The sequence below is a fragment of the Massilia endophytica genome (assembly GCF_021165955.1).
GTDB classification, from domain to species: Bacteria; Pseudomonadota; Gammaproteobacteria; order Burkholderiales; family Burkholderiaceae_D; genus Rugamonas; species Rugamonas endophytica.
In genome coordinates this window covers 1,929,856-1,950,755 of sequence record NZ_CP088952.1, presented here as the reverse complement: position 1 = coordinate 1,950,755, position 20,900 = coordinate 1,929,856, and the positions used below count along the sequence as shown (strand labels likewise).

At 64.1% G+C, this 20,900-nt stretch carries 17 protein-coding genes; 14 read left to right on the top strand and 3 right to left on the bottom strand.

The window, feature by feature from the left end:
- The first annotated feature begins 6 nt into the window (after positions 1 to 6).
- From LSQ66_RS08790 to LSQ66_RS08735, 12 genes are all read left to right on the top strand, one after another.
- Positions 7 to 636, top strand: a complete 630-nt coding sequence (locus LSQ66_RS08790) for a septation protein A (RefSeq protein ID WP_231769398.1) — start codon at positions 7 to 9, stop codon at positions 634 to 636.
- Positions 633 to 902 (top strand): BolA family protein, encoded by a 270-nt coding sequence (locus LSQ66_RS08785; RefSeq protein WP_231769397.1) that lies wholly within the window; start codon positions 633 to 635, stop codon positions 900 to 902. The genes LSQ66_RS08790 and LSQ66_RS08785 overlap by 4 nt, the downstream gene beginning before the upstream one ends.
- Before the next feature lie 107 nt (positions 903 to 1,009).
- The gene (locus tag LSQ66_RS08780) at positions 1,010 to 1,789 is read left to right on the top strand and encodes a peptidylprolyl isomerase (RefSeq protein WP_231769396.1); all 780 of its coding nucleotides are present in this window, start codon (positions 1,010 to 1,012) and stop codon (positions 1,787 to 1,789) included.
- A gap of 64 nt (positions 1,790 to 1,853) precedes the next feature.
- Entirely contained in the window at positions 1,854 to 2,633 is a 780-nt protein-coding gene (locus LSQ66_RS08775; protein WP_231769395.1) for a peptidylprolyl isomerase, read from the top strand.
- Between the two features lie 74 nt (positions 2,634 to 2,707).
- Positions 2,708 to 4,068, top strand: a protein-coding gene (locus tag LSQ66_RS08770; RefSeq protein ID WP_231769394.1) for an IS3 family transposase whose coding sequence is annotated in 2 segments (ribosomal slippage) — positions 2,708 to 3,187 and positions 3,190 to 4,068 — 1,359 coding nt in all. Because the reading frame shifts where the segments join, the coding sequence is not laid out codon by codon here.
- A gap of 109 nt (positions 4,069 to 4,177) precedes the next feature.
- Entirely contained in the window at positions 4,178 to 5,194 is a 1,017-nt protein-coding gene (locus LSQ66_RS08765; protein WP_231769393.1) for an ABC transporter substrate-binding protein, read from the top strand.
- Entirely contained in the window at positions 5,191 to 5,775 is a 585-nt protein-coding gene (locus tag LSQ66_RS08760) for an SCO family protein (RefSeq protein ID WP_231769392.1), read from the top strand. The genes LSQ66_RS08765 and LSQ66_RS08760 overlap by 4 nt, the downstream gene beginning before the upstream one ends.
- Positions 5,776 to 6,198 (top strand): cupredoxin domain-containing protein, encoded by a 423-nt coding sequence (locus LSQ66_RS08755; RefSeq protein WP_231769391.1) that lies wholly within the window; start codon positions 5,776 to 5,778, stop codon positions 6,196 to 6,198.
- Between the two features lie 33 nt (positions 6,199 to 6,231).
- Positions 6,232 to 6,960, top strand: coding sequence for an ABC transporter permease (locus LSQ66_RS08750; RefSeq protein WP_231769390.1), 729 nt, complete (start codon positions 6,232 to 6,234; stop codon positions 6,958 to 6,960).
- On the top strand, positions 6,950 to 7,678 hold the full coding sequence (locus LSQ66_RS08745) for an ABC transporter ATP-binding protein (protein WP_231769389.1): 729 nt from the start codon (positions 6,950 to 6,952) through the stop codon (positions 7,676 to 7,678). Before LSQ66_RS08750 ends, LSQ66_RS08745 begins: the two co-directional genes overlap by 11 nt.
- Entirely contained in the window at positions 7,678 to 8,331 is a 654-nt protein-coding gene (locus tag LSQ66_RS08740) for a DNA alkylation repair protein (RefSeq protein ID WP_231769388.1), read from the top strand. Before LSQ66_RS08745 ends, LSQ66_RS08740 begins: the two co-directional genes overlap by 1 nt.
- Positions 8,332 to 8,338: 7 nt before the next feature.
- Positions 8,339 to 8,731: a VOC family protein gene (locus LSQ66_RS08735; RefSeq protein WP_231769387.1), complete on the top strand. Its 393-nt coding sequence runs from the start codon at positions 8,339 to 8,341 to the stop codon at positions 8,729 to 8,731.
- On the opposite strand, the gene LSQ66_RS08730 is transcribed toward LSQ66_RS08735, so the two are convergent.
- Both LSQ66_RS08730 and purL read right to left on the bottom strand, forming a co-directional pair.
- Positions 8,694 to 9,707: an alpha/beta fold hydrolase gene (locus LSQ66_RS08730; RefSeq protein ID WP_231769386.1), complete on the bottom strand. Its 1,014-nt coding sequence runs from the start codon at positions 9,705 to 9,707 to the stop codon at positions 8,694 to 8,696. The genes LSQ66_RS08735 and LSQ66_RS08730 overlap by 38 nt on opposite strands.
- A 61-nt stretch (positions 9,708 to 9,768) precedes the next feature.
- Complete coding sequence (gene purL, locus LSQ66_RS08725) at positions 9,769 to 13,815, bottom strand: phosphoribosylformylglycinamidine synthase (RefSeq protein WP_231769385.1); 4,047 nt, start codon at positions 13,813 to 13,815, stop codon at positions 9,769 to 9,771.
- Between the two features lie 272 nt (positions 13,816 to 14,087).
- Between purL and LSQ66_RS08720 the strand changes: the two genes are divergently transcribed.
- A complete protein-coding gene (locus LSQ66_RS08720; protein ID WP_231769384.1) occupies positions 14,088 to 15,719 on the top strand; it encodes a response regulator in 1,632 nt (543 codons plus the stop codon).
- Here the strand turns inward: LSQ66_RS08720 and LSQ66_RS08715 are convergent.
- Entirely contained in the window at positions 15,716 to 19,291 is a 3,576-nt protein-coding gene (locus LSQ66_RS08715) for a hydantoinase B/oxoprolinase family protein (protein ID WP_231769383.1), read from the bottom strand. The two genes, LSQ66_RS08720 and LSQ66_RS08715, sit on opposite strands and share 4 nt — an antisense overlap.
- Before the next feature lie 101 nt (positions 19,292 to 19,392).
- Between LSQ66_RS08715 and LSQ66_RS08710 the strand changes: the two genes are divergently transcribed.
- The gene (locus LSQ66_RS08710) at positions 19,393 to 20,898 is read left to right on the top strand and encodes an NAD(P)H-hydrate dehydratase (RefSeq protein ID WP_231769382.1); all 1,506 of its coding nucleotides are present in this window, start codon (positions 19,393 to 19,395) and stop codon (positions 20,896 to 20,898) included.
- Positions 20,899 to 20,900 lie beyond the last annotated feature (2 nt).

Genomic DNA, 20,900 nt, shown 5'->3' with positions numbered 1-20,900 from the left:
AACGACATGAAATTTCTCTTCGATATTTTCCCCCTGCTGGTCTTCTTCGGCAGCTACAAGTGGGCCGGCATGAACGAGGAGGCTGCCCAGGCCTTCATCAACGGCCACCTGAGCGGCTTCATCATGGGCGGCGCCATCACCGCCAGCCAGGCCCCCATTATCGTGGCCACCATTGCGGGCATTATCGCCACGGTATTCCAGATCCTCTACCTGATTCTGCGCGGGCGGAAGGTGGACGGCGCGCTCTGGCTGTCGCTGATTCTCTTCGTTTTCTTCGGCGGCTTGACGATCTATTTCCACGACGACAATTTCATCAAATGGAAGCCCACCATTATTTACTGGTGCTTTGCGGCGGCCCTGATCGTGGCCCAGTGGTATTTCAAGAAAAACCTCATGCGCAAGGCCATGGAAAAACAGATCAAGCTGCCGGACGAAGTCTGGCACCGGATTAACCTGGCCTGGATGACCTTCTTTGTGGTGATGGGCTTTATTAATCTCTTCGTGGCCTTCGTGCTCTTCCGCACGGATACGGGCGCCTGGGTCAGTTTCAAGGCCTTCGGCGCCACGGGCCTGATGTTCGCCTTTATCGTGGGCCAGACCATCTACCTCTCCAAGCACATCAAGGACGAAGCATGAGCGACCCGCGCCTCGAGAAGATCCGCCAGCGCCTGCAGGTCCTGGAACCCCAGGAAATCGAGCTGGACGACGAGTCCGCCCTGCACGCCGGCCATGCGGGCGCGGCCTCCGGCGGGGGCCATTACCGCTTACGAATTGTTTCAAAGAAATTCGAGGGCCATAAGCTCGTCATGCGCCATCGACTGGTGTATGATTCCGTGCACGATATGATGCATAAAGAAATACATGCATTGGCCATTACTGCTTTGGCACCGTCGGAAGTATGATATGCGCGAAGTTTTGGGAACCATCAAAGATTGAATAGTAGAGACATCTCCGCGATCCAGGCCCTTTTCCCCGCGATTTTCAAGACCTTTTCCCGTAGGAAACAATAATGACTTTCAAGCCAGCTAGTCTGCTGCTCGCACTCATCGCCGTCGCATCGGCACCAGCATTTGCCCAGAACGTTGCTGTGGTTAACGGCAAGGGCATCCCCACCTCGCGCGTGGACGCCATCGTCAAGCAGGTAGTGGCGCAAGGCCAGCAGGCCGACTCGCCCCAGCTGCGCGACATGATCAAGAAGGAACTGATCGGCCGCGAAGTGATGATGCAGGAAGCCACCAAGCAGAAGTTCGACCAGAACGCCGACGTCAAGCAGGCTATCGAGAATGCCCGCCAGGCCATCATCGTGCAGGCCCTGGTGGCGGACTACGCGAAGAAGCACCCGGTGTCGGACGCCGACATCAAGGCTGAATACGACCGCTTCGTGGCCCAGACCGGCGACAAGGAATACCACGTGCGCCACATCCTGGTGGAAACCGAAGCAGCGGCCAACGACATCATCGCCAAGCTGAAAGGCGGCGCCAAGTTCGAAGAGCTGGCGAAGCAGTCGAAGGACACCGGTTCGGCCAACAACGGCGGCGACCTGGATTGGGCCACCCCCTCCTCCTTCCCGAAAATCTTCTCGGACGCCTTCGTCAACCTGAAGGCAGGCCAGGTCACCGAAAAGGCGGTGCAGACCCCGAACGGCTTCCACGTGATCAAGGTGGACGAAATCCGCCAGGCCAAGCTGCCGACCATGGATGAAGTGAAGCCGCAGATCCAGGAAGCCCTGATGCAGCGCAAGCTGGCAGGCTACCAGGAAGAACTGCTGAAGAAAGCGAAGATCCAGTAAGTTTCCGCAACGGTTCCGGCGCCCAAGTGGCGCCGGTGTTAGTTTTACTTGATAGGAAGTGAGAATGATTTTGAAGCCAGCCCGCGTATTGTTAGCAATGAGCGCCATCGTGGCCGCCCCTGCCTTCGCCCAGAATGCCGCCACCGTGAACGGCAAGGCGATTCCGGCCAGCCGCATCGACGCCGTGGTCAAGCAGGTCGTCGCCCAGGGCAAGCAGCCCGACACGCCGCAGCTGCGTGAGGCCATCAAGAAGGACCTGATCGCGCGCGAAGTGCTGGTGCAGGAAGCGGACAAGCAAGGCTTCGGCACCCGCAAGGAAGTCAAGGATGCGATCGAGAACACCCGCCAGAGCATCGTGATCAACGCCATGCTGGCCGACTACCTGAAGAAGAATCCGGTGAAGGATGCGGATGTGAAGGCCGAGTACGACAAGTACAAGGCTGCCACCGGCGACAAGGAATACCACGCGCGCCACATCCTGGTTGCGACCGAAAAGGAAGCCACCGACATCATCGCCAAGCTGAAAGGCGGCGCCAAGTTCGAAGAACTGGCGAAGCAGTCCAAGGATCCTGGTTCGGCAGCCAACGGCGGCGACCTGGATTGGCAGGCTCCGGGCGGCTACGTGAAGCCTTTCGCGGACGCCATGGTGGCCCTGAAGGACGGCCAGATCACCGACAAGCCGGTGAAGTCGGAATTCGGCTGGCACGTGATCAAGCTGGAAGGCACCCGCGCGGCCAAGGTGGCGACGCTGGAAGAACTGAAGCCCCAGATCGAGCAGGCCCTGCAGCAGCGCAAGCTGGCAGCCTTCCGCGAAGAACTGATGAAGAAGGCCAAGATCCAGTAATCTGGACCTGGCTGCAAAAAAGCGCTCTCTGAACTGAACCCCAAGAGTTGGACACCAACTTTTGGGGTTTTTTCATGACGAAGTACGATGAGAAGTTCAAGCTAGCGGTAGTTCAGCAGTACCTGCGCGGCGGGGCCGGTTACAGGACGATCGCGCAAGAGCATAGGGTCGCATATGGGATGGTGCGACGCTGGGTGGAGTCGTTCCGGGCCCATGGTGTCGGAGGACTCAAGAAGAAGTTCAGCCACTACAGTGCCGAGTTCAAGCTCTCAGTCTTGCGGCACATGTGGGAAAATGAACTTTCATACGGTCAGACGGCCGCTCAGTTCAATATCCGCAATCCTGGCATTCTGGCTGCTTGGGGGCGTAGTTACGAAAATGGCGGGCTGGATGCCCTGCAGCCCGGCCAACGAGGAAAACCGAGCAAGATGGCAACCGCAACGGAAAAAACAGAAGATTCCCCCAACGATGACACGCGCACCCGCGAGGAGCTGCTGGCGGAGGTAAACCATCTCCGCATGGAGGTGGCATATCTAAAAAAGTTGCGAGCCTTGGTTCAAGCACAGCAGAAGGCGACTCCCGCCAAAAAGCGCAAGTAGTGCAGGAACTAAGGCAGCAGTATCCAATTGCCGGATTGTTGAAGCTGGCAAAGCTGCCGCGCAGCACCTTCTACTACCAGCAGAAAGTGCTTCAAGGCGGCGACAAGCACGCGCAGGTTAAAGAGCAGATCAAGACGATATTTAATCGTCACCAGGGACGTTATGGCTATCGCCGCGTCACTGCCGCGGTGCGTCAGCTGGGTCTGCTGGTCAACCATAAAAAAGTACAGCGCTTGATGGGAACGCTGGGACTGAAATCGCTGGTTCGACCCAAGAAATACCGATCATTCAGGGGCGAGGTGGGGCGTGCTGCATCGAACGAGCTGAACCGCCAGTTCCAGGCCGATGCCGCCAACCAGAAGTGGGTTACCGATGTGACCGAGTTCAATGTGGCCGGCAGGAAGCTGTATCTTTCGCTTGTGCTCGATCTCTACAACGGCGAAATCGTCGCCTTCGAAACCGCCGAGCGTCCCAAGTTCGAATTGGTCAGCTCAATGCTGAAGCAGGCACTGGCGAAACTCGGCCCCAACGACAAACCGATGCTTCATTCCGACCAAGGGTGGCAATATCGTATGCCCGCCTACCAGCGTCAGCTCCACCAACGCGAGCTGGTGCAAAGCATGTCGCGGAAGGGAAACTGCCTCGATAACGCGGCGATGGAGAGCTTTTTCGCGGTGTTGAAGACCGAGTTCTTCTACCTCAATAAGTTCAACAGCGTCGAGGAACTCAGGGCTGGGCTGAAGCGCTACATCCATTACTACAACCATGACCGCATCAAGCTCAAACTAAAAGGGCTGAGCCCGGTACAATTCCGGACTCAGCCCTTGGCTGCCTAACTAAACTGTCCAACTCTTTGGGGTCAGTTCACCGGAGCGCTTTTTTTTTGCCATGGCGGCCCGCTTCCAATGCTAAAATTTGCCAACTCGTAAATTTGGAAACGTTTCCGTGGACGCACCCTCCCGCCACCGCCGCCAGCTGATCGGCAGCGCCCTCGCCCTGCCGCTGGTGGGCATGTCCTCCGCCCGTGCGGCCGACTCCCAACTGGTGGTGGGCGGGCTGCCCGTCACCTGCAACCTGACCCTGCCCATCGCCTGCAAGGCCAAGGCGGCGGCGGACGGCAAGCCCAACGCGCCTTTCACGGCCTTCGAATACAGCAAGTACGCGGGCTGGCCGGAGATCAAGGAATCGCTGATGACGGGCCGCATCCAGGCCGCCTACATGCTGGCGCCCCTGGTGATGGACCTCACGGACAAGCGCATTCCCCTCAAGATCGTGTCGCTGGGCCACCGCTCGGGCGCCGTTATCATGGTGCGCACCGACTCGCCCTACAAGCGCTTCGCCGACCTCAAAGGCAAGCGCATCGCCATTCCGAGCCGCTTCGCGGTGGACTTCCTTTTCCTGCGCAAGATGCTGGCGCGCGAGAACATGTCGCCCAAGGACGTGGAAATCATCGAGATGGCCCCGCCGGATATGCCTGCGGCACTGTACGCCAAGGCAGTGGACGGCTACTGCACGGGCGAGCCCTTTGGCGCCGCCGCCCAGCGCGCAGGCTATGCGCGGCCCCTGTCGATGACACGGGACGAATGGCGCAACTACATCTGCTGCGTGCTCACCGTGCGCGAAGAGCTGATCAAGACCAACCGCCCGCTGGTGCAGGAACTGGTGAACTACGTGCAGGCAGCGGGCAACTGGCTGGACGCCGCCCCCGCCAACCGCAGCAAGGCGGCCGCCATCGCCTCCGGCCGCAAGTTCTTCAACCAGGACCCCAACATCATCAAGTTTGTGATGGAGAACCCCTCCGACCGCGTGACCTACGGCGACCTGCGCATGATCCGCAGCGAATTCGACGAGCTGATGAAGCTCTCCATCGAAGCGGGCACCCTGAAGCGCCCCGTCGCCTACGAACAGTACGTGGACGAGAGCTTCGTCAAAAATATCCGCCCCGCCAGGGTGGCGCTGTGAGCCCGCGCTTTCTGCCGCTGTGCGCCCTGCTGCTGGCGGCAGGCAGCGCCTTCGCTTCCGGGCCCAAACTCAAGTCCGGCGTCTTCGAGCCCGCGCGCATGGCGCCGGAGATCGCGCAGAAAGCCGCCGACGGCAGCGCCTTCAAGCTGTCCGCCCTGCGCGGCAAGGTGGTGGTGCTGGAATTCGGTTTCACCCACTGCCAGGAGGTCTGCCCCGTTTCGCTCTCCCTGCTGGCCGAGGCGCGCCGCAAGATGGGGGCGGAGGCGGAGCAGCTGCAGGTGGTGTTTGTCTCCGTCGATCCCGAGCGCGACACGCCGCAGCGGCTCAAGACCTATCTCGCCCAGTTCGACAAGAGCTTCATCGGCCTCACCGGCACGCCGGAACAGATGGCAACCATCCGCAAGGACTACGGCATCACGGCCACGAAGCAGCCTGTTGGCGGCAGCAAGACCGATTACCTCATGGGCCATTCGTCCTACCTCTACTTCATCGACAAGCAAGGCAAGCTGCGCGCCCTCATGCCCTACGGCCGGCCCGCCGGCGAGATCGTGCACGACACAAGGCTGCTGGCGAAGGAATAGATGAAGAAGCAGCTCAAGATCGCCCTGCCTGTCCTCGCGGCGGCCGCCCCTCTGCTGTGGGCAGCGCTGGCGCCGGTGACTGCCGCCTCGCGCGAACAGCTGTTCGAGATCCCGAAAGGCACCTGGGCGCGCCGCATGGCTGGCGAGAAGGCGGAGATTCTTCCGGAGCGCGTCACGCTCACGCTCGGCGTGCAGGACGTGCTCCTGCTGCGCAACAGCGACACCGTGCCCCAGATCTTCGGCCCGGTACTCATCATGCCGGGGCAGGATTTCCGCCTGCCCTTCGAACAGGCGGGCGAGCATCCCTTCGCCTGCACCGCCCACGCCAGCGGGCAAATGACCGTCACCGTCGAGGAAGCGCCCGCCCAAGGCTGGCCGCGCCTGCGCTGGCGTTTCCAATCCCTCTTAAAACACATCGCATAGCCCATGGAGAAACTGAACAGGATATGGCCGCCGATGGCAGTGCTGATTGCCATCGTCGCAGTCTGGTGGATCGTCGTGGTCCAGACGGAAAGCGTGATCTTCCCCACGCCCGCGCAGGTCGTCACCGGCACCATGGAGCTGGTGGAGGACGGCACTTTGTGGGAGCACATTGGCGCCTCGCTGGGCCGTGTGGGAGCAGGCTTCCTCATCGCAGTCGCCTTCGCCGTGCCGCTCGGGCTGTGGATGGGGCGTGTGGAAGGCGCCTTCCGCACCCTGAACCCGGTGTTCCAGATCCTCCGCCCCATTTCGCCCATTGCGTGGATACCCATCGCGATCCTGTGGTTCGGCGTCGGCAACCTCTCGCCGATCTTCCTGATTTTCCTTGCCTCCGTGTTCCCGATGATCGTGCAGACCGCCGCCGGCGTGCACACCATCGAGCAGCGCTATCTCCGCGCCGCAGAGAACTTCGGCGTATCGCGGCGCAAGCTGTTCCGCCAGGTGATCATCCCTGCCGTGCTGCCGGAGATTATCGTCGGCATGCGCATCGGCCTGGGCGTGGCCTGGCTCGTGGTGGTGGCCGCCGAGATGATCGCCCTGCGCTCCGGCCTCGGCTACCTCATCATGGATTCGCGCAACGCGGGCAACCGCTACGACCTCGTGGTGGCGGGCATGATCATCATCGGCCTGATCGGCCTTGGACTCGATGGCCTGATGCGGCTCTTCGAAGGACTCAAACAGGTAAGGTGGCGCTATGGACGCTAAGATCGTCATCAGCAATATCCGCAAGGACTTCAAGGCGCTGCCAGTGGTGGACGGCGTCGACCTCCAGATCGCGGACGGGGAATTCGTCGCCATCGTCGGTCCCTCGGGCTGCGGCAAGTCGACGCTGATGAAAATGATCGCTGGCTTCGAGCAGCCGGACAGCGGCGAAGTGAAGATCGACGGCGTCCGCGTCACCCGCCCCAGCCCCAAGGGCATCGTGATCTCGCAGCACGGCTCCGTCTTCCCCTGGCTCACCGTCCAGCAGAACCTCATGTTCGGCCTGAACGGCGACGACCATGGGGAGAAGGCCGCGCTGGCCGACCACTATGCGGAAATGGTGGGCCTGAAGGGCTTCGAGAACGCCTACCCGCACCAGCTCTCGGGCGGCATGCTGAAGCGCGCCGAGATCGCGCGCGCCCTCGTGGTGAAGCCGGAAATCCTCTACATGGACGAGCCCTTCTCCGCCCTCGACGCACTCATGAACCTGAAGATGCGCAACGAGCTGCTGCGGGTGCTTGAGGAAGAGCGCCACACCGTTCTGCTCATCACGCACGACGTGGAAGAGGCCATTTACCTCGCGGACCGCATTATGGTGCTGTCGCCGCGGCCCACGAAAATCCAGGCGAGCTTCAGGGTGGATCATCCGCATCCGCGCAGGCTCTCCTCGCCGGACCTGCAACAGCTCAAGGAAGAGATTCTCGGCCAGCTGGGGCTGTAATGGACCTGCTGCCGAGCCTCGATGCGGCCCTGCTGCCCCTGGCGGACGAAAGCAGGGCTGCCGCCATGCGCGCCTACATGCGTGACCATTTCGAGTTCCTCGGTATCCCCACACCGGCGCGGCGTGCCGCGGCCAGGCCGCTGCTCAAGGCGATGAAAGGCGCAGGCGCCGCTGCCCTGCTGGAAGCCGCCGGGGAACTCTGGGCCCGGCCGCAGCGCGAATACCACTACACCGCGCTGGATATGCTGGCCATGCACTGGAAGCCTCTCGGCGAGGAGCACCTGCCGCAACTGATCTCGCTGGCGCGGCGCAAATCCTGGTGGGACACGGTGGACGGCATTGCGGGCATCGTCGGCGACGTGCTGCGGCGCGAGCACCACGGAATGGACGAAGCGCTTGCGCATTCCGACTTCTGGGTGCGCCGCATCGCCCTCCTCCACCAGCTCGGATGGCGCGGCGATACGGACACGGAGCGCCTTTTCCGGTACGCCCTCGCGCTCTCGCACGAAAAGGAATTCTTCATCCAGAAAGCCATCGGCTGGGCGCTGCGCGACTACGCCCACCACGATCCCGAGGCCGTGCGGCGCTTCCTCGCGGGCGATGGCATGATATTGGCTCCGCTAAGCCGCCGCGAGGCCGCAAAACACTTGTGAGGCGCCCATGATTACGCAAAACCACTACGTGCTCGCCGTTCAGGATCTGGAGAAGTCGGCGGCGTTCTACCGCGACGTGCTGGGTTTTGCCATCAGCGAGATGGGCGATCCCGGCTGGCGTTTCTACTCCAGCGGCCCTTGCACCATCATGGCGGGAGAATGCCGGGATGCGATACCGCCGGCGGATATTGGCTACCACTCCTACTTCGCCTACCTCTGCGTGGACGATGTGGACGCCATGTACGCCCGCGCGCAGCAGGCAGGCGCGGAGATCACGAAATCCCTGCGCGAAGAGCCGTGGCAGATGCGCGAATTCGGCCTGCGCACAGTGGACGGCCACCGCATCATGATCGGGCAGGAAATCAGTCCGCCAAGGGACGTACCCTCTCCAGCAGCTTGAACTGGGCATCGAGCATGGCCTGGTTCGGGTCGTGCCCGACGCGCGGCAGCAGCACGAAGTCCTTCTGCGGCGCGCTGATGGCGTCGTAGTAGCGCCGTGCCACGTCGGGCGTTGTCAGCAGGTCTTCGGCGCCCTGGATAAGGAAGATGGGCAGTTCGAACTTCGTTCCCAGCTTGTACATGTCGATCTTCGACAGCATGCCGTCGCCCTTGTAGCCGACGAACTGGATATAGGAGTAGTCCTCCCCGCCCTCGTAGTCGGCCAAAGCCTTTGGCGTGCTGTAGAAGGGATCGGAAGCCCACCACTGACTGGGCGCCGGATCGGTAACCATGGCTTCGTACTTGCGCATGATGCGGCGAGCGATGCCGAAATTGCGCGGGTTGGTCCACGGCGGCGTTCCGAGCGCTTCCAGCTTTGCAATGGACTCCGTGTCCTTCAGCTCGCGCGCACGCTGGAGCATGGCCGAATAGAAGGCGCGGTCGGATTCCGGATGCCGCACCACCTGGCCGGTGCTGATGAAGGCCGCGAACAGTTCCGGTCTCGCCTTTGCCATGTGCATGCCGAGCACCGAGCTCCAGGAACCGCCGACGAGAATAAGTTTCCGCTTGCCCAGGCGCTTCTGCAGGTGCTGCGTAACCGCAATGCCGTCATCGCGCATCTGCTCCACCGTCAGCACATCGTCCCTGGAAGGCTTGTTGCGGCCGTAGGTCATGCCTGCGCCCCGCTGGTCCCATTGCACGATGGTGAAGCGCTTCTCCCACGGGCCGTAAACCGTTTTGGCGAACGGCGTATTGGGATTGCCCGGCCCTCCGTGCAGCACAAGAACTACAGGGTTCTCGCAGCCTTCGCCGCGAATCGTGATCCATTGCTCGATGCCGTTGATGGGGACGAAACCCTGTTCGTCGATGCAGGCCGCGAGTGCGGAAGATGCGAGCAGCGAGAACGCCGCCGCGATGGCCAGGAAGTGTTTTTTCATGCGCCAAGAGTACAATAAAAAAGCCGGGACGTACCCGGCTTTTCTTGTTCAAGCGCTGGAATCAGCCGATGAACTTGCGCGCGTTCTGGAACATGCGCATCCACGGCGAGTACTCGGTCCATTCGTCCGGATGCCAGGACAGCTGCACGGCGCGGAACACGCGCTCCGCGTGCGGCATGAGCACCGTGAAGCGGCCGTCCGGCGTGGTCACCGAAGTGATGCCTTGCGGCGAGCCGTTCGGGTTGTATGGATAGGCCTCGGTTGCCGCGCCCTTGTTGTCCACGAAGCGCATGGCCACGATGGCCTCGGCGATATTGCCGGTCTGCGAGAAGTCCGCGAAGCCTTCGCCATGGGCGATGGCAATTGGCGACTGCGTCCCAGCCATGCCCTGGAAGAAGATGGACGGCGAGTCCTGCACTTCGACCATGGAGAAGCGCGCCTCGAATTTCTCCGACTTGTTGGTGGTGAACTTCGGCCAGGCATGCGCGCCCGGAATCAGAGACTTCAGGTTGCTCATCATCTGGCAGCCGTTGCAGACGCCCAGGCCGAAGGTGTCCTTGCGCTGGAAGAAGCGCGCGAACTGCTCGGCCATCGCCGGGTTGAAGAGGATGGATTTGGCCCAGCCCTCGCCCGCACCCAGCACGTCGCCGTAGGAGAAGCCGCCGACGGCAATGATGCCGTGGAAGTCGTCCAGCTTCACGCGGCCCGAAATCAGGTCGCTCATGTGCACGTCAACGGCAGCGAAGCCCGACTGGTGCATCACCCACGCGGTTTCGATGTGCGAGTTCACGCCCTGCTCGCGCAGGATGGCCACGCGCGGACGCGCGCCGGATGCAAGGAACGGCGCGGCCACATTTTCCGCCAGATCGAAGGTGAGCTTCGGCGAGATGCCAGGATCGGTTTCGTCCAGCAGGCGGTCGTATTCCGCGTCCGCCGTCGCCGGGTTCTCGCGCATGCGCGAGATGCGCCAGCTCGTTTCGCTCCACAGGCGGTGCAGCGCGGCGCGCTGCTCGCTGTAGATGATCTTGGCGTCGCGGGTGAATTCGATCACGCCGCGGTCGTTCGGCTTGCCGATGATATGGCTGCAGGCGCCCAGGTTGAAGGAACGCAGCACGTCCATCACCAGGGATTTTTCTTCAGCGCGCACCTGGATCACGGCGCCCAGCTCCTCGCTGAACAGGGCCCGCAGGGTCAGCTCGTTGCGGCGCTCGGCCACCTGGCCTGCCCAGTTCTTCGCATCGCCCCAGTCGGCAGCGTGCTCGCCTTCCAGCGTCAGCATGTCCAGATTGATGGACAGGCCGGCGCGGCCCGCGAAGGCCATCTCCGTGAGGGTGGCGTACAGGCCGCCGTCCGAGCGGTCGTGGTAGGCCAGCAGCTTGCCGTCCTTGTTCAGCTGCTGGATCGCGGTGAAGAAGCCTTTCAGGTCTTCCGGATTGTCCACGTCCGGCGCCTCGTTGCCCAGCTGGCCGATGACCTGCGACAGGGCCGACGCGCCCATGCGGTTCTTGCCGCGGCCAAGGTCGATGAGGATGATGGAGGTTTCGCCCTGGTCCATGCGGATCTGCGGGGTCAGGGACTTGCGCACGTCGTACACGGGCGCGAAGCCGGAAACGATCAGCGATACCGGCGAGATCACGGCCTTGTCCGCGCCCTCGTCCTTCCAGGTGGTGCGCATGGACAGGGAGTCCTTGCCCACGGGGATGCTGATGCCCAGCGCCGGGCACAGCTCCATGCCCACTGCCTTCACGGTGTCGAACAGCGCGGCGTCCTGGCCCGGCTGGCCGCAGGCCGCCATCCAGTTCGCGGAGAGCTTGATCGCGGAGATATCGGCAATCGGCGCGGCGGCCATGTTGGTAATGGTCTCGCCCACGGCCATGCGGCCGGAGGCCGGCGCATCGATCACGGCCAGCGGGGTGCGCTCGCCCATCGCCATCGCTTCGCCCACGAAGCCTTCGTAGCTCATGGCGGTCACGGCGCAATCGGCCACCGGCACCTGCCACGGGCCCACCATCTGGTCGCGCACGGACATGGCGCCCACGGTGCGGTCGCCGATGGTGATGAGGAAGCTCTTGTCGGCCACGGTCGGCAGCAGCAGCACGCCCTTCGCCGCTTCCTGCAGGTCGACGCCGGTGAGGTCGATCGCCGGGAACTCGTTCTGCACGTGGTTCACGTCGCGGTGCATCTTCGGCGGTTTGCCGAGCAGGACTTCCATCGGCATGTCCACGGGCGCATTGCCCAGTTCAGGATCGATCAGCTTGAGCTGGCGCTCCTCGGTGGCGGTGCCCACCACGGCGAAGGGGCAGCGCTCGCGTTCGCACAGGGCCTGGAATACCGGCAGGTCGCCCGGTGCAATCGCCAGCACGTAGCGCTCCTGCGATTCATTGCTCCAGATTTCCTTGGGCGCCATGCCGCTTTCTTCCAGCGGGATCTTGCGCAGGTCGAAGATGGCGCCGCGCTTGGCGTCGTTGGTGATTTCGGGGAAGGCGTTGGACAGGCCGCCCGCGCCCACGTCGTGGATGGAGATGATGGGGTTCGCAGCGCCCATCTGCCAGCAGCCGTTGATCACTTCCTGGGCACGGCGCTCCATTTCAGGGTTGCCGCGCTGGACGGAGTCGAAGTCCAGGTCCGCCGTGTTGGTGCCGGTCGCCATCGAGGAAGCGGCCGAGCCGCCCATGCCGATGCGCATGCCGGGGCCGCCCAGCTGGATCAGCAGCGAGCCCACCGGGATGTCGTTCTTGTGCGTGTGCTGGGCGGAGATATTGCCGATGCCGCCCGCAATCATGATGGGCTTGTGGTAGCCGAACACCGTGTCCTGGGCGCCCGCGAAGCAGCGGCCCACGTTCTGTTCATACGTACGGAAATAGCCGCCCAGCACCGGACGGCCAAACTCGTTCGAGAAGGCGGCGCCTCCCAGCGGGCCTTCGATCATGATCTGCAGCGGCGAGGCAATGCGGTCTGGCTTGCCATAAGCCTTGCTCTCGTCGCGCTTGCCCACCGGCGCGGTCACGTCGGCAGCGTTCTCCCAGGCGCGCACGGCGTCCGGCAGCATCAGGTTCGAGACGGTGAAGCCGGTAAGGCCAGCCTTCGGCTTGGCGCCGCGGCCGGTCGCGCCTTCGTCGCGGATCTCGCCGCCCGCGCCGGTGGAGGCGCCGGGGAACGGGGAAATCGCGGTCGGGTGGTTGTGGGTCTCCACCTTCATCAGCGTGTGGATCAGCTCCGTGGACGCGCCGTATTCATGGCCCTCGCCGCGCGGATAGAAGCGCGTCACTTCCGCGCCTTCCATGATGGAGGAGTTGTCCGAATACGCGACGATGGTGCCCTTGGGCTGCTTCTCGTGCGTGTTCTTGATCATCTTGAACAGCGAACGGTCCTGGGCCGCGCCGTCGATGGTCCAGTCGGCGTTGAAGATCTTGTGGCGGCAGTGCTCGGAGTTCGCCTGGGCGAACATCATCAGCTCCACGTCCGTCGGGTTGCGTTTGGCGGCCGTGAAGGCGTTCAGCAGGTAGTCGATTTCGTCGTCGGACATGGCCAGGCCAAGATCCGTGTTCGCCTTTTCCAGCGCGTGGCGCCCGGCGCCCAGCACGTCAATCGATTCCAGGGCCTTCGCTTCCAGGCTGCCGAAGAGGTCCGCTGCCTGTTCGGGATGGCGCAGCACGGATTCGGTCATGCGGTCGTGCAGCAGGGCCGCAACGGCCTGCGCCTGCTCCGCATCCAGCTTTTTCGCCGCACCCAGGCTGCTGCCCAGGATGCCGCCCTTCAGGATCACGCGGTAGGCCACGCCGCGCTCGACGCGGTGGATATGCCCCATGCCGCAGTTGTGCACGATGTCGGTGGCCTTCGAGGCCCACGGCGAAATGGTGCCGAAGCGTGGAATGACGATGAACTCTTCGACGGCGCCGTCGCTCAGCTCCGGCTGGGCGGGCTCGCCATAGGTCAGCAGGCCATTCAGGCGGGCCTGGTCGTCGCTGGAGAGCGGCGATGCGGCATCGACAAAGTGAATGTACCGCGCCTGGACGGCCGTCACGGACGGAAGCACGGATTGCAGTTGGGTGAGAAGGCGTTGGCTACGGAATGCGGACAGGGCGTTGGAGCCCGGCAGAATCAACATGGTTGGGAGGCGGTTGATGCAGCGTGGCTGCGGATTAAAAGAAGAATGGGCACGAGCTGATTGGTCTTGCTGAATTTCCTTTTGCCGGCATTATACCCGCTCCCGCCCCTTCCCGTCCTGCCCTCTCCCTCTGGGCCGGCAAGCGATTTACTGGCTTAATAGCAACATTTTTGGTGTAAAATGCATTAATTCGGGGCGTCCCGGACGAGAAATGCCCGATTTCCCGCGAAATTGGCATATTCTTGGCATATACGATTATCTCCCGCTCCACGATGCAAGAATTCCGCGACCTGTCCGTGCTCATTGTCGACCCCAATCCGGGCATGCGCGGCAATCTGCACAATATGCTGAGCCAGTCCTCGATCACGAAGATCGAGTACGCGGTGAGCTCCGGCACGGCCATCCGCCAGCTGTCCAAGTCCGTCCCGGACATCATTCTCTGCGAGTATGACCTGGGCAGCGGCAGCGACGACGGCCAGGACGGCCAGCAGCTGCTGGAAGACCTGCGCCACCACAAGCTGATTTCCCCCGGCACCATCTTCATCATGCTGACCTCCGAAGGCGTGTACAGCAAGGTGATCGGCGCGGCGGAACTCACTCCCACCGACTACGTGCTCAAACCTTTCACGGCGGACGCCCTGCTGCAGCGGATCACCCGCGCCGTCGAGCGCCGGACCGCACTGCTGCCCGTCTACCAGCACCTCGCGCAAGGCAACCTGCGGGAAGCGGTGCGCCTGGCGGCCGAAGGGGCGGAAAAGTCCCAGCGCTATGCGGGCGACTTTGCCCGACTGCGCGCCGAAACGCTGATGGAGCTGGGCGATATCTCCGAAGCCGAAATCGTCTACCAGAGCATCCTGCTTGGCAGGCCGCTCGGCTGGGCCCAGCTGGGCCTTGCGCGCTGCCAGTTCATGCAGCAGCGCCATGCGGAGGCGCAGCAGACCCTCACGGAACTGATCCAGCAGAATCCCCGTTTCATGGCCGCTTACGACCTCCTCGCCCGCACCTACGAGGCGCAGGGCGAGATGGTGGAGGCAAAGCGCGTTCTGGAGGATGCGGTGTCCATCTCTCCGCACATGGTGCGGCGCCTGCGGCACCTGGGCGAAGTGGCGCTCAATACGGACGATATCGGCGTGGCCGAAAAGGCCTTCCGGCAGGTGGTAACGAAGGCGAAGTATTCCGAGTTCCGCGATCCCGAAGACCACGTGAATCTCGTCAAGACCCTGATCCGCAAAGGCGACGCGGCCCAGGCCAGCAGTGTGATCCGCGACCTGGAACGCTCGATGCGCGGCAGCTCGGCCGCCGAGGTATGCAAGTCGCTCTCTGTGGCGCTGGTGCAGGACCTGGCCGGCAACGAGGACGGCGCCGTCGCCGAACTGGCCAAGGCCGCGGCGGCGGCAGGCATCGCGCAGGGCCTGTCTCCCCAGCTCAGAAAGGGGCTGGCCGAGGCCTGCCTCAAACACTATATGGACGACCAGGCTTCCGATATCGTGCGCGGCCTGATGGACGACGAGAACGGCATGTCGCCCGACGACGCCATCCGCCTCTACCGGAAGGCAGGCAGGGAGGATCTCGCCGAGGGCCTGGGCCAGCAGGTGGTGGAGCAGCTGAAGGAACTCATGTCCGAAGCGCAGTCGCTGCTGGCGCAGGGCGATCACCGGGGTGCCGTCACTTCCCTCTGCCAGGCGCTGCGCCGCGCGCCGGGCAATGTGCCCATCCTGGTGGCCGCGGCGCGGGCCAGCATCCGCCAGCTCGACGAGCTGGGATGGGAAGCGCCGCTGGGCGAGGACGCCGCCAAACTGCTCGCCCGCATCCGGGGCCTCGATCCCTACAACGAAGCGCTGGAATCGCTGCAGCAGCAGTACAGCGCAACCCAGCGCAAGTACGGCATTTCCACCACGGCCTAAGCCTTGCCGTAGCCTCCCCCGCCCGGCGTGTCGATGATGAAGATATCGCCGGGCCGCATCACGGTCTTGCCGATATGGCCCAGGGTTTCCGTGCTGCCGTCCACGCGCTGAACGGTGTTGCGGCCCAGCTCACCCGGCTCTCCGCCCGCCATGCCGAAGGGCGCATGGATGCGGTTATTGGACAGGATCGCCGCCGTCATCTCCTCCAGGAAGCGCAGCTTGCGCGTGCCGCCGTTACCGCCCTTCCACCTGCCCTTGCCGCCCGAACCGTGGCGGATCTCGTAGCTTTCCAGGCGCACGGGGAAGCGGAACTCCAGCACTTCGGGGTCGGTCAGCCGTGAATTCGTCATATTGGTCTGCACCACGTCGGTCCCGTCGAAGCCCTCGCCTGCGCCCGAGCCGCCGCTGATCGTTTCGTAGTACTGATAGCGGGCGTTCCCGAAGGTGAAGTTGTTCATCGTGCCCTGCGATGCGGCCATCACGCCGAGCGCGCCGTACAGGGCATTCGTGATGCAGGTGGAGGTTTCCACATTGCCCGATACCACCGACGCCGGATAGCGGGGATTGAGCATCGAGCCTTCGGGAATGATGACGCGCAGCGGCTTCAGGCAGCCCGCGTTGAGCGGGATATCGTCGTCCACCAGAGTGCGGAACACATAGAGCACAGCGGCCATGCAGACAGCTGCGGGGGCGTTGAAATTGTTGTCCAGCTGAGGCGAGGTGCCGGTGAAGTCGATCTCCGCGCTGCGCTCCTGCCGGTTCATCCGCACTGCCACCTGGATGGCGGCGCCGTTGTCGATATCCAGCCGGAAGCTGCCGTCGTGAAGCGCGCCGATCACGCGGCGCACCGCTTCCTCGGCGTTGTCCTGCACATGGCCCATGTAGGCGCGTACCACGTCCAGGCCGAAATGGTCCACCGTCTTCAGCAGCTCTTCGGCGCCCTTCTGGTTGGCCGCAACCTGGGCCCGCAGGTCCGCCATATTCTGGTCGGGATTGCGTGCGGGATGGCGCGCCGATGCCAGCAGGGCCCGCGTTTCGGCCTCGCGCAGAATGCCGCCGGAAGCGCCGTCCACCAGCTTGAAGTTGTCGATCAATACGCCCTCCTCCTCGATGCTGCGCGAGTCCGGCGGCATGGATCCCGGCGTGGTGCCGCCGATATCGGCATGGTGGCCGCGCGATCCCACGTAAAACAGGATTTCGCCGCCATCCGCGCTGAACACCGGAGAAATGACCGTGACATCCGGCAGGTGCGTGCCGCCGTGATAGGGGTCGTTGAGCATGTAGACGTCGCCCGCATGCATCCTGCCCGCGTTTTCGCGGATCACAGTGCGGATGCTCTCGCCCATCGAGCCCAGATGCACCGGCATGTGTGGCGCATTGGCAATGAGGTTGCCGTCCGCGTCGAAGATGGCGCAGCTGAAGTCCAGGCGTTCCTTGATGTTCACCGAGTAGGCTGTGTTCTGCAGGCGCAGCCCCATCTGGTTGGCGATGGACATGAAGAGGTTGTTGAACACCTCCAGCATCACGGGATCGGCCGTGGTGCCGATAGCGCGGCGCCCGGGCAGCGGCTGCACGCGCGTCAGCACCAGGTGATTCTGGGGCGTGACCTGCGCGCGCCAGCCGGGTTCCACTACCGTGGTGGCGTTGGCTTCGGCGATGATGGCCGGACCGTCCACGGTGTGGCCCGGCGCCAGCGCCTCGCGCAGGAATAGGCTCGCGGCGTGCCATCGTCCACCGCTGAACATTTGCACTTCCCGTTCCAGCGCCGCACCGTGCGCCGCCGGACTGGCTGCGGCGCCGTCGCCCCCGGGCTCGCCACGCCCGATGGCCTCGACCGAAACCGCCTCCACCACGAGCGCCTTGTGCGGCATAAGGAAGGAGAAACGCTTGCGGTAGGCCTGCTCGAACTGGGCCCGCATGCTGGCTGCATCGGCATGCAGCACGATCAGCGCCGAATCGGTGCCTTCGTAGCGCAGATGCACGCGCTCGACCAACAGGATGCGTTCTTCATCCACTCCCTGCGCCAGGAGCGCCTCGCGCGCCTGCTTGCCAAGCTCCGCCAGCAGCGAAGCCAGACTGCTGCAGTCGTCCAGCCGCTGCTCGACGGCCTTCTCGCGCATCGCCGACTGATCGGCCAGTCCCATGCCATAGGCGGACAGCACGCCCGCCAGCGAATGGATGAACACCGTCTTCATGCCCAGCGCGTCGGCCACCAGGCAGGCATGCTGGCCGCCAGCCCCGCCGAAGCTGGTCAGCGTATAGGCCGTGACGTCGTGGCCGCGCTGTACCGAAATCTGCTTGATGGCGTTCGCCATATTGCCCACTGCGATCTCGATGAAGCCTTCGGCGACCTGCTCGGGCGTCCTGCCGATTTCCGCCGCAAGCGCGGCGAAACCGGCCCGCACGGCTTCCACATCGAGCGCTTGCGCGGCATCGGGGCCAAACAGGTGAGGGAAATAGTCGGGCTGGATCTTGCCCAGCATGACGTTGCAGTCGGTGACAGCGAGCGGCCCGCCGCGCCGGTAGCTGGCGGGGCCGGGGTTGGCGCCTGCGCTGTCCGGGCCCACGCGCAGGCGGGTGCCGTCGAAATGCAGTATGGAGCCGCCGCCCGCGGCCACGGTATGAATGCTCATCATCGGCGCGCGCATGCGCACGCCGGCCACCTGGGTTTCGAACTCGCGCTCGAACTCTCCGGCGAAATGGGATACGTCCGTGGACGTGCCACCCATGTCGAAGCCGATCACGCGGCCGAAACCCGCCAGCTGGCTGGCCCGCACCATGCCCACGATGCCGCCAGCCGGGCCGCTCAGGATGCTGTCCTTGCCCTGAAAGCTGCGGCCGTCCGTCAGCCCGCCGTTGGATTGCATGAACTGAAGCTGAACGCCCGGCAGCTCGGCCGCCACCTGGTCCACGTAGCGCCGCAGGATGGGGGACAGGTAGGCGTCCACCACCGTGGTATCGCCGCGGGAGACGAACTTCATCAGGGGGCTTACTTCGTGCGATACCGATACCTGCGTGAAGCCGATCTCGCGTGCAAGCCGGGCCACTGCCTGTTCATGCGCCCCGTAGCGGTAGCCGTGCATGAAAACGATGGCGACGGCGCGCAGGCCGCGGCCGAAGGCTTGCTGCAAGGAGGCGCGCGCGCCCTCAAGGTCGAGCGGCAGCACCACTTCGCCGTGCGCGCCCATGCGTTCGCCGATCTCCACCACATCGCCGTACAGCAGCTCGGGCAGCACAATGTGGCGCTCGAACAGGCGGGGACGGTTCTGGTAGGCGATGCGCAAGACGTCGCGGAAGCCACGCGTGACCGCAAGCAGGGTCGGTTCGCCCTTGCGTTCAAGAAGGGCGTTGGTGGCAACCGTGGTGCCCATCTTCACGGCTTCCACCTCGGCGGCGGGAATCGGCATGCCGGGCTCCACGCCGAGCAGATGGCGGATGCCGGCCACCGCCGCATCGCTGTACTGCCCGGGGTTCTCGGACAGGAGCTTGTGCGTCTGCAGCCTGCCGTCGGGGCGGCGCGCCACGATGTCGGTGAAGGTGCCTCCCCTGTCGATCCAGAACTGCCAGCGCATTGCACTCCTCTTGAAAATCTGTCTCCTCCACTATTGTAGATCGGACTTGGTTCGATGCTAAAATTGTTCACTTACTAATTCGACCGGGCCTGCAATCCGCCATGCACCCACTCTATACCGTTGCGGAAATCCGCGACATCGAACAGCGCGCCGCACAGCGCCTGCCCGCAGGGGCGCTGATGCAGCGGGCAGGCCAGGCGGGCGCCAACGCGGCGCTGGACCTGCTGCCATTCTCCACCAGCCGCGCGCGCGTCCTGGTGCTGGCGGGCCCCGGCAACAACGGCGGGGATGCTCTCGAAACCGCAGCTCACCTTGCCCACGCAGGCGCCCAGGTCACCCTCCTGCACTTCGATCCCGCCAGCGAACCGGCGCCGGAACGCGTTGCGGCCCTGAGCCGCGCCCGGAACAGCGCGGTGCACTTCACCGAGCTCACGCGGGAACAGATCGCTGCCGCAGACTGGAACCTCATTATCGACGGCCTGTTCGGCATTGGCCTTCGGCGCCCGCTGAGAGATGCCATGGCCGCGCTGGTGAATACGGTCAACGGCCTTGCCTGCCCTATCCTGGCGCTCGACGTTCCCAGCGGACTGGATGCCGACACGGGCTCCGTCGTCGGACCGGAGGGCGCCGCCATCCGCGCCACGCACACGGTCACCTATATCGGCGACAAGCCGGGCCTTCACACCTGCGACGGCCGCGATTACGCGGGCCTGGTGCAGGTGAACGATCTCGATCTGGATGACTCCCTGTTCCCGCCATCGCGCGCCCACCTGAACGACGTGAAGCTGTTCTCCCGCCATATCCGTTCGCGCCGCCACAACTCGCACAAGGGCAGCTTCGGGAACGTCGCGGTGCTGGGCGGAGCAACGGGCATGATGGGGGCCCCGGTGCTGGCGGGCCGCACGGCCCTCATGACGGGCACAGGCCGCGTCTATCTCTGTTTCGCAGGCGGCGCCCTGCCCTACGACAGCGCCCAGCCGGAACTTATGTGCCGCGCCGCCAGGGATTTCGACTTCGACAGCGCCGTGACCATCGCCGGTCCGGGCCTCGGTTCGTCCGCCGATGCGCGCGAACTGCTGGCGCTAGCCGTCCGCAGCACCCAGCCCCTCGTCCTGGACGCCGACGCCCTGAACCTCATGGCGGAAGACGCCATGCTCACGGCGGACGTGGCGCGCCGCAGCGCGAACACGGTACTCACGCCCCATCCGCTGGAGGCGGCGCGCCTGCTTGGCAGCTCCGTGGCGGAAGTCCAGTCGCACCGGCTGGCAGCCGCACGCACGCTGGCGGCGCGCTGCAATGCCACGGTGCTGCTCAAAGGTTCGGGAACGGTGCTCGCCTCCGCATCCGGCGAGGCCGTCATCAACAACACGGGCAACCCCGGTCTGGCGACGGCCGGCACGGGGGACGTGCTGGCTGGCCTGTGCGGCAGCCTGCTGGCTCAGGGCTGGCCGGGCTGGGAAGCGGCGCTGGCGGCCGTCTGGCTGCACGGCATGGCGGCGGACGTGCTGGTAACCGAAGGCACAGGCCCCATCGGCCTCACGGCCAGCGAACTGGTGCCCGCCATCCGCGTGGCGCTCAACCGCATGGTCGAGCACCACGGGCGCTGACA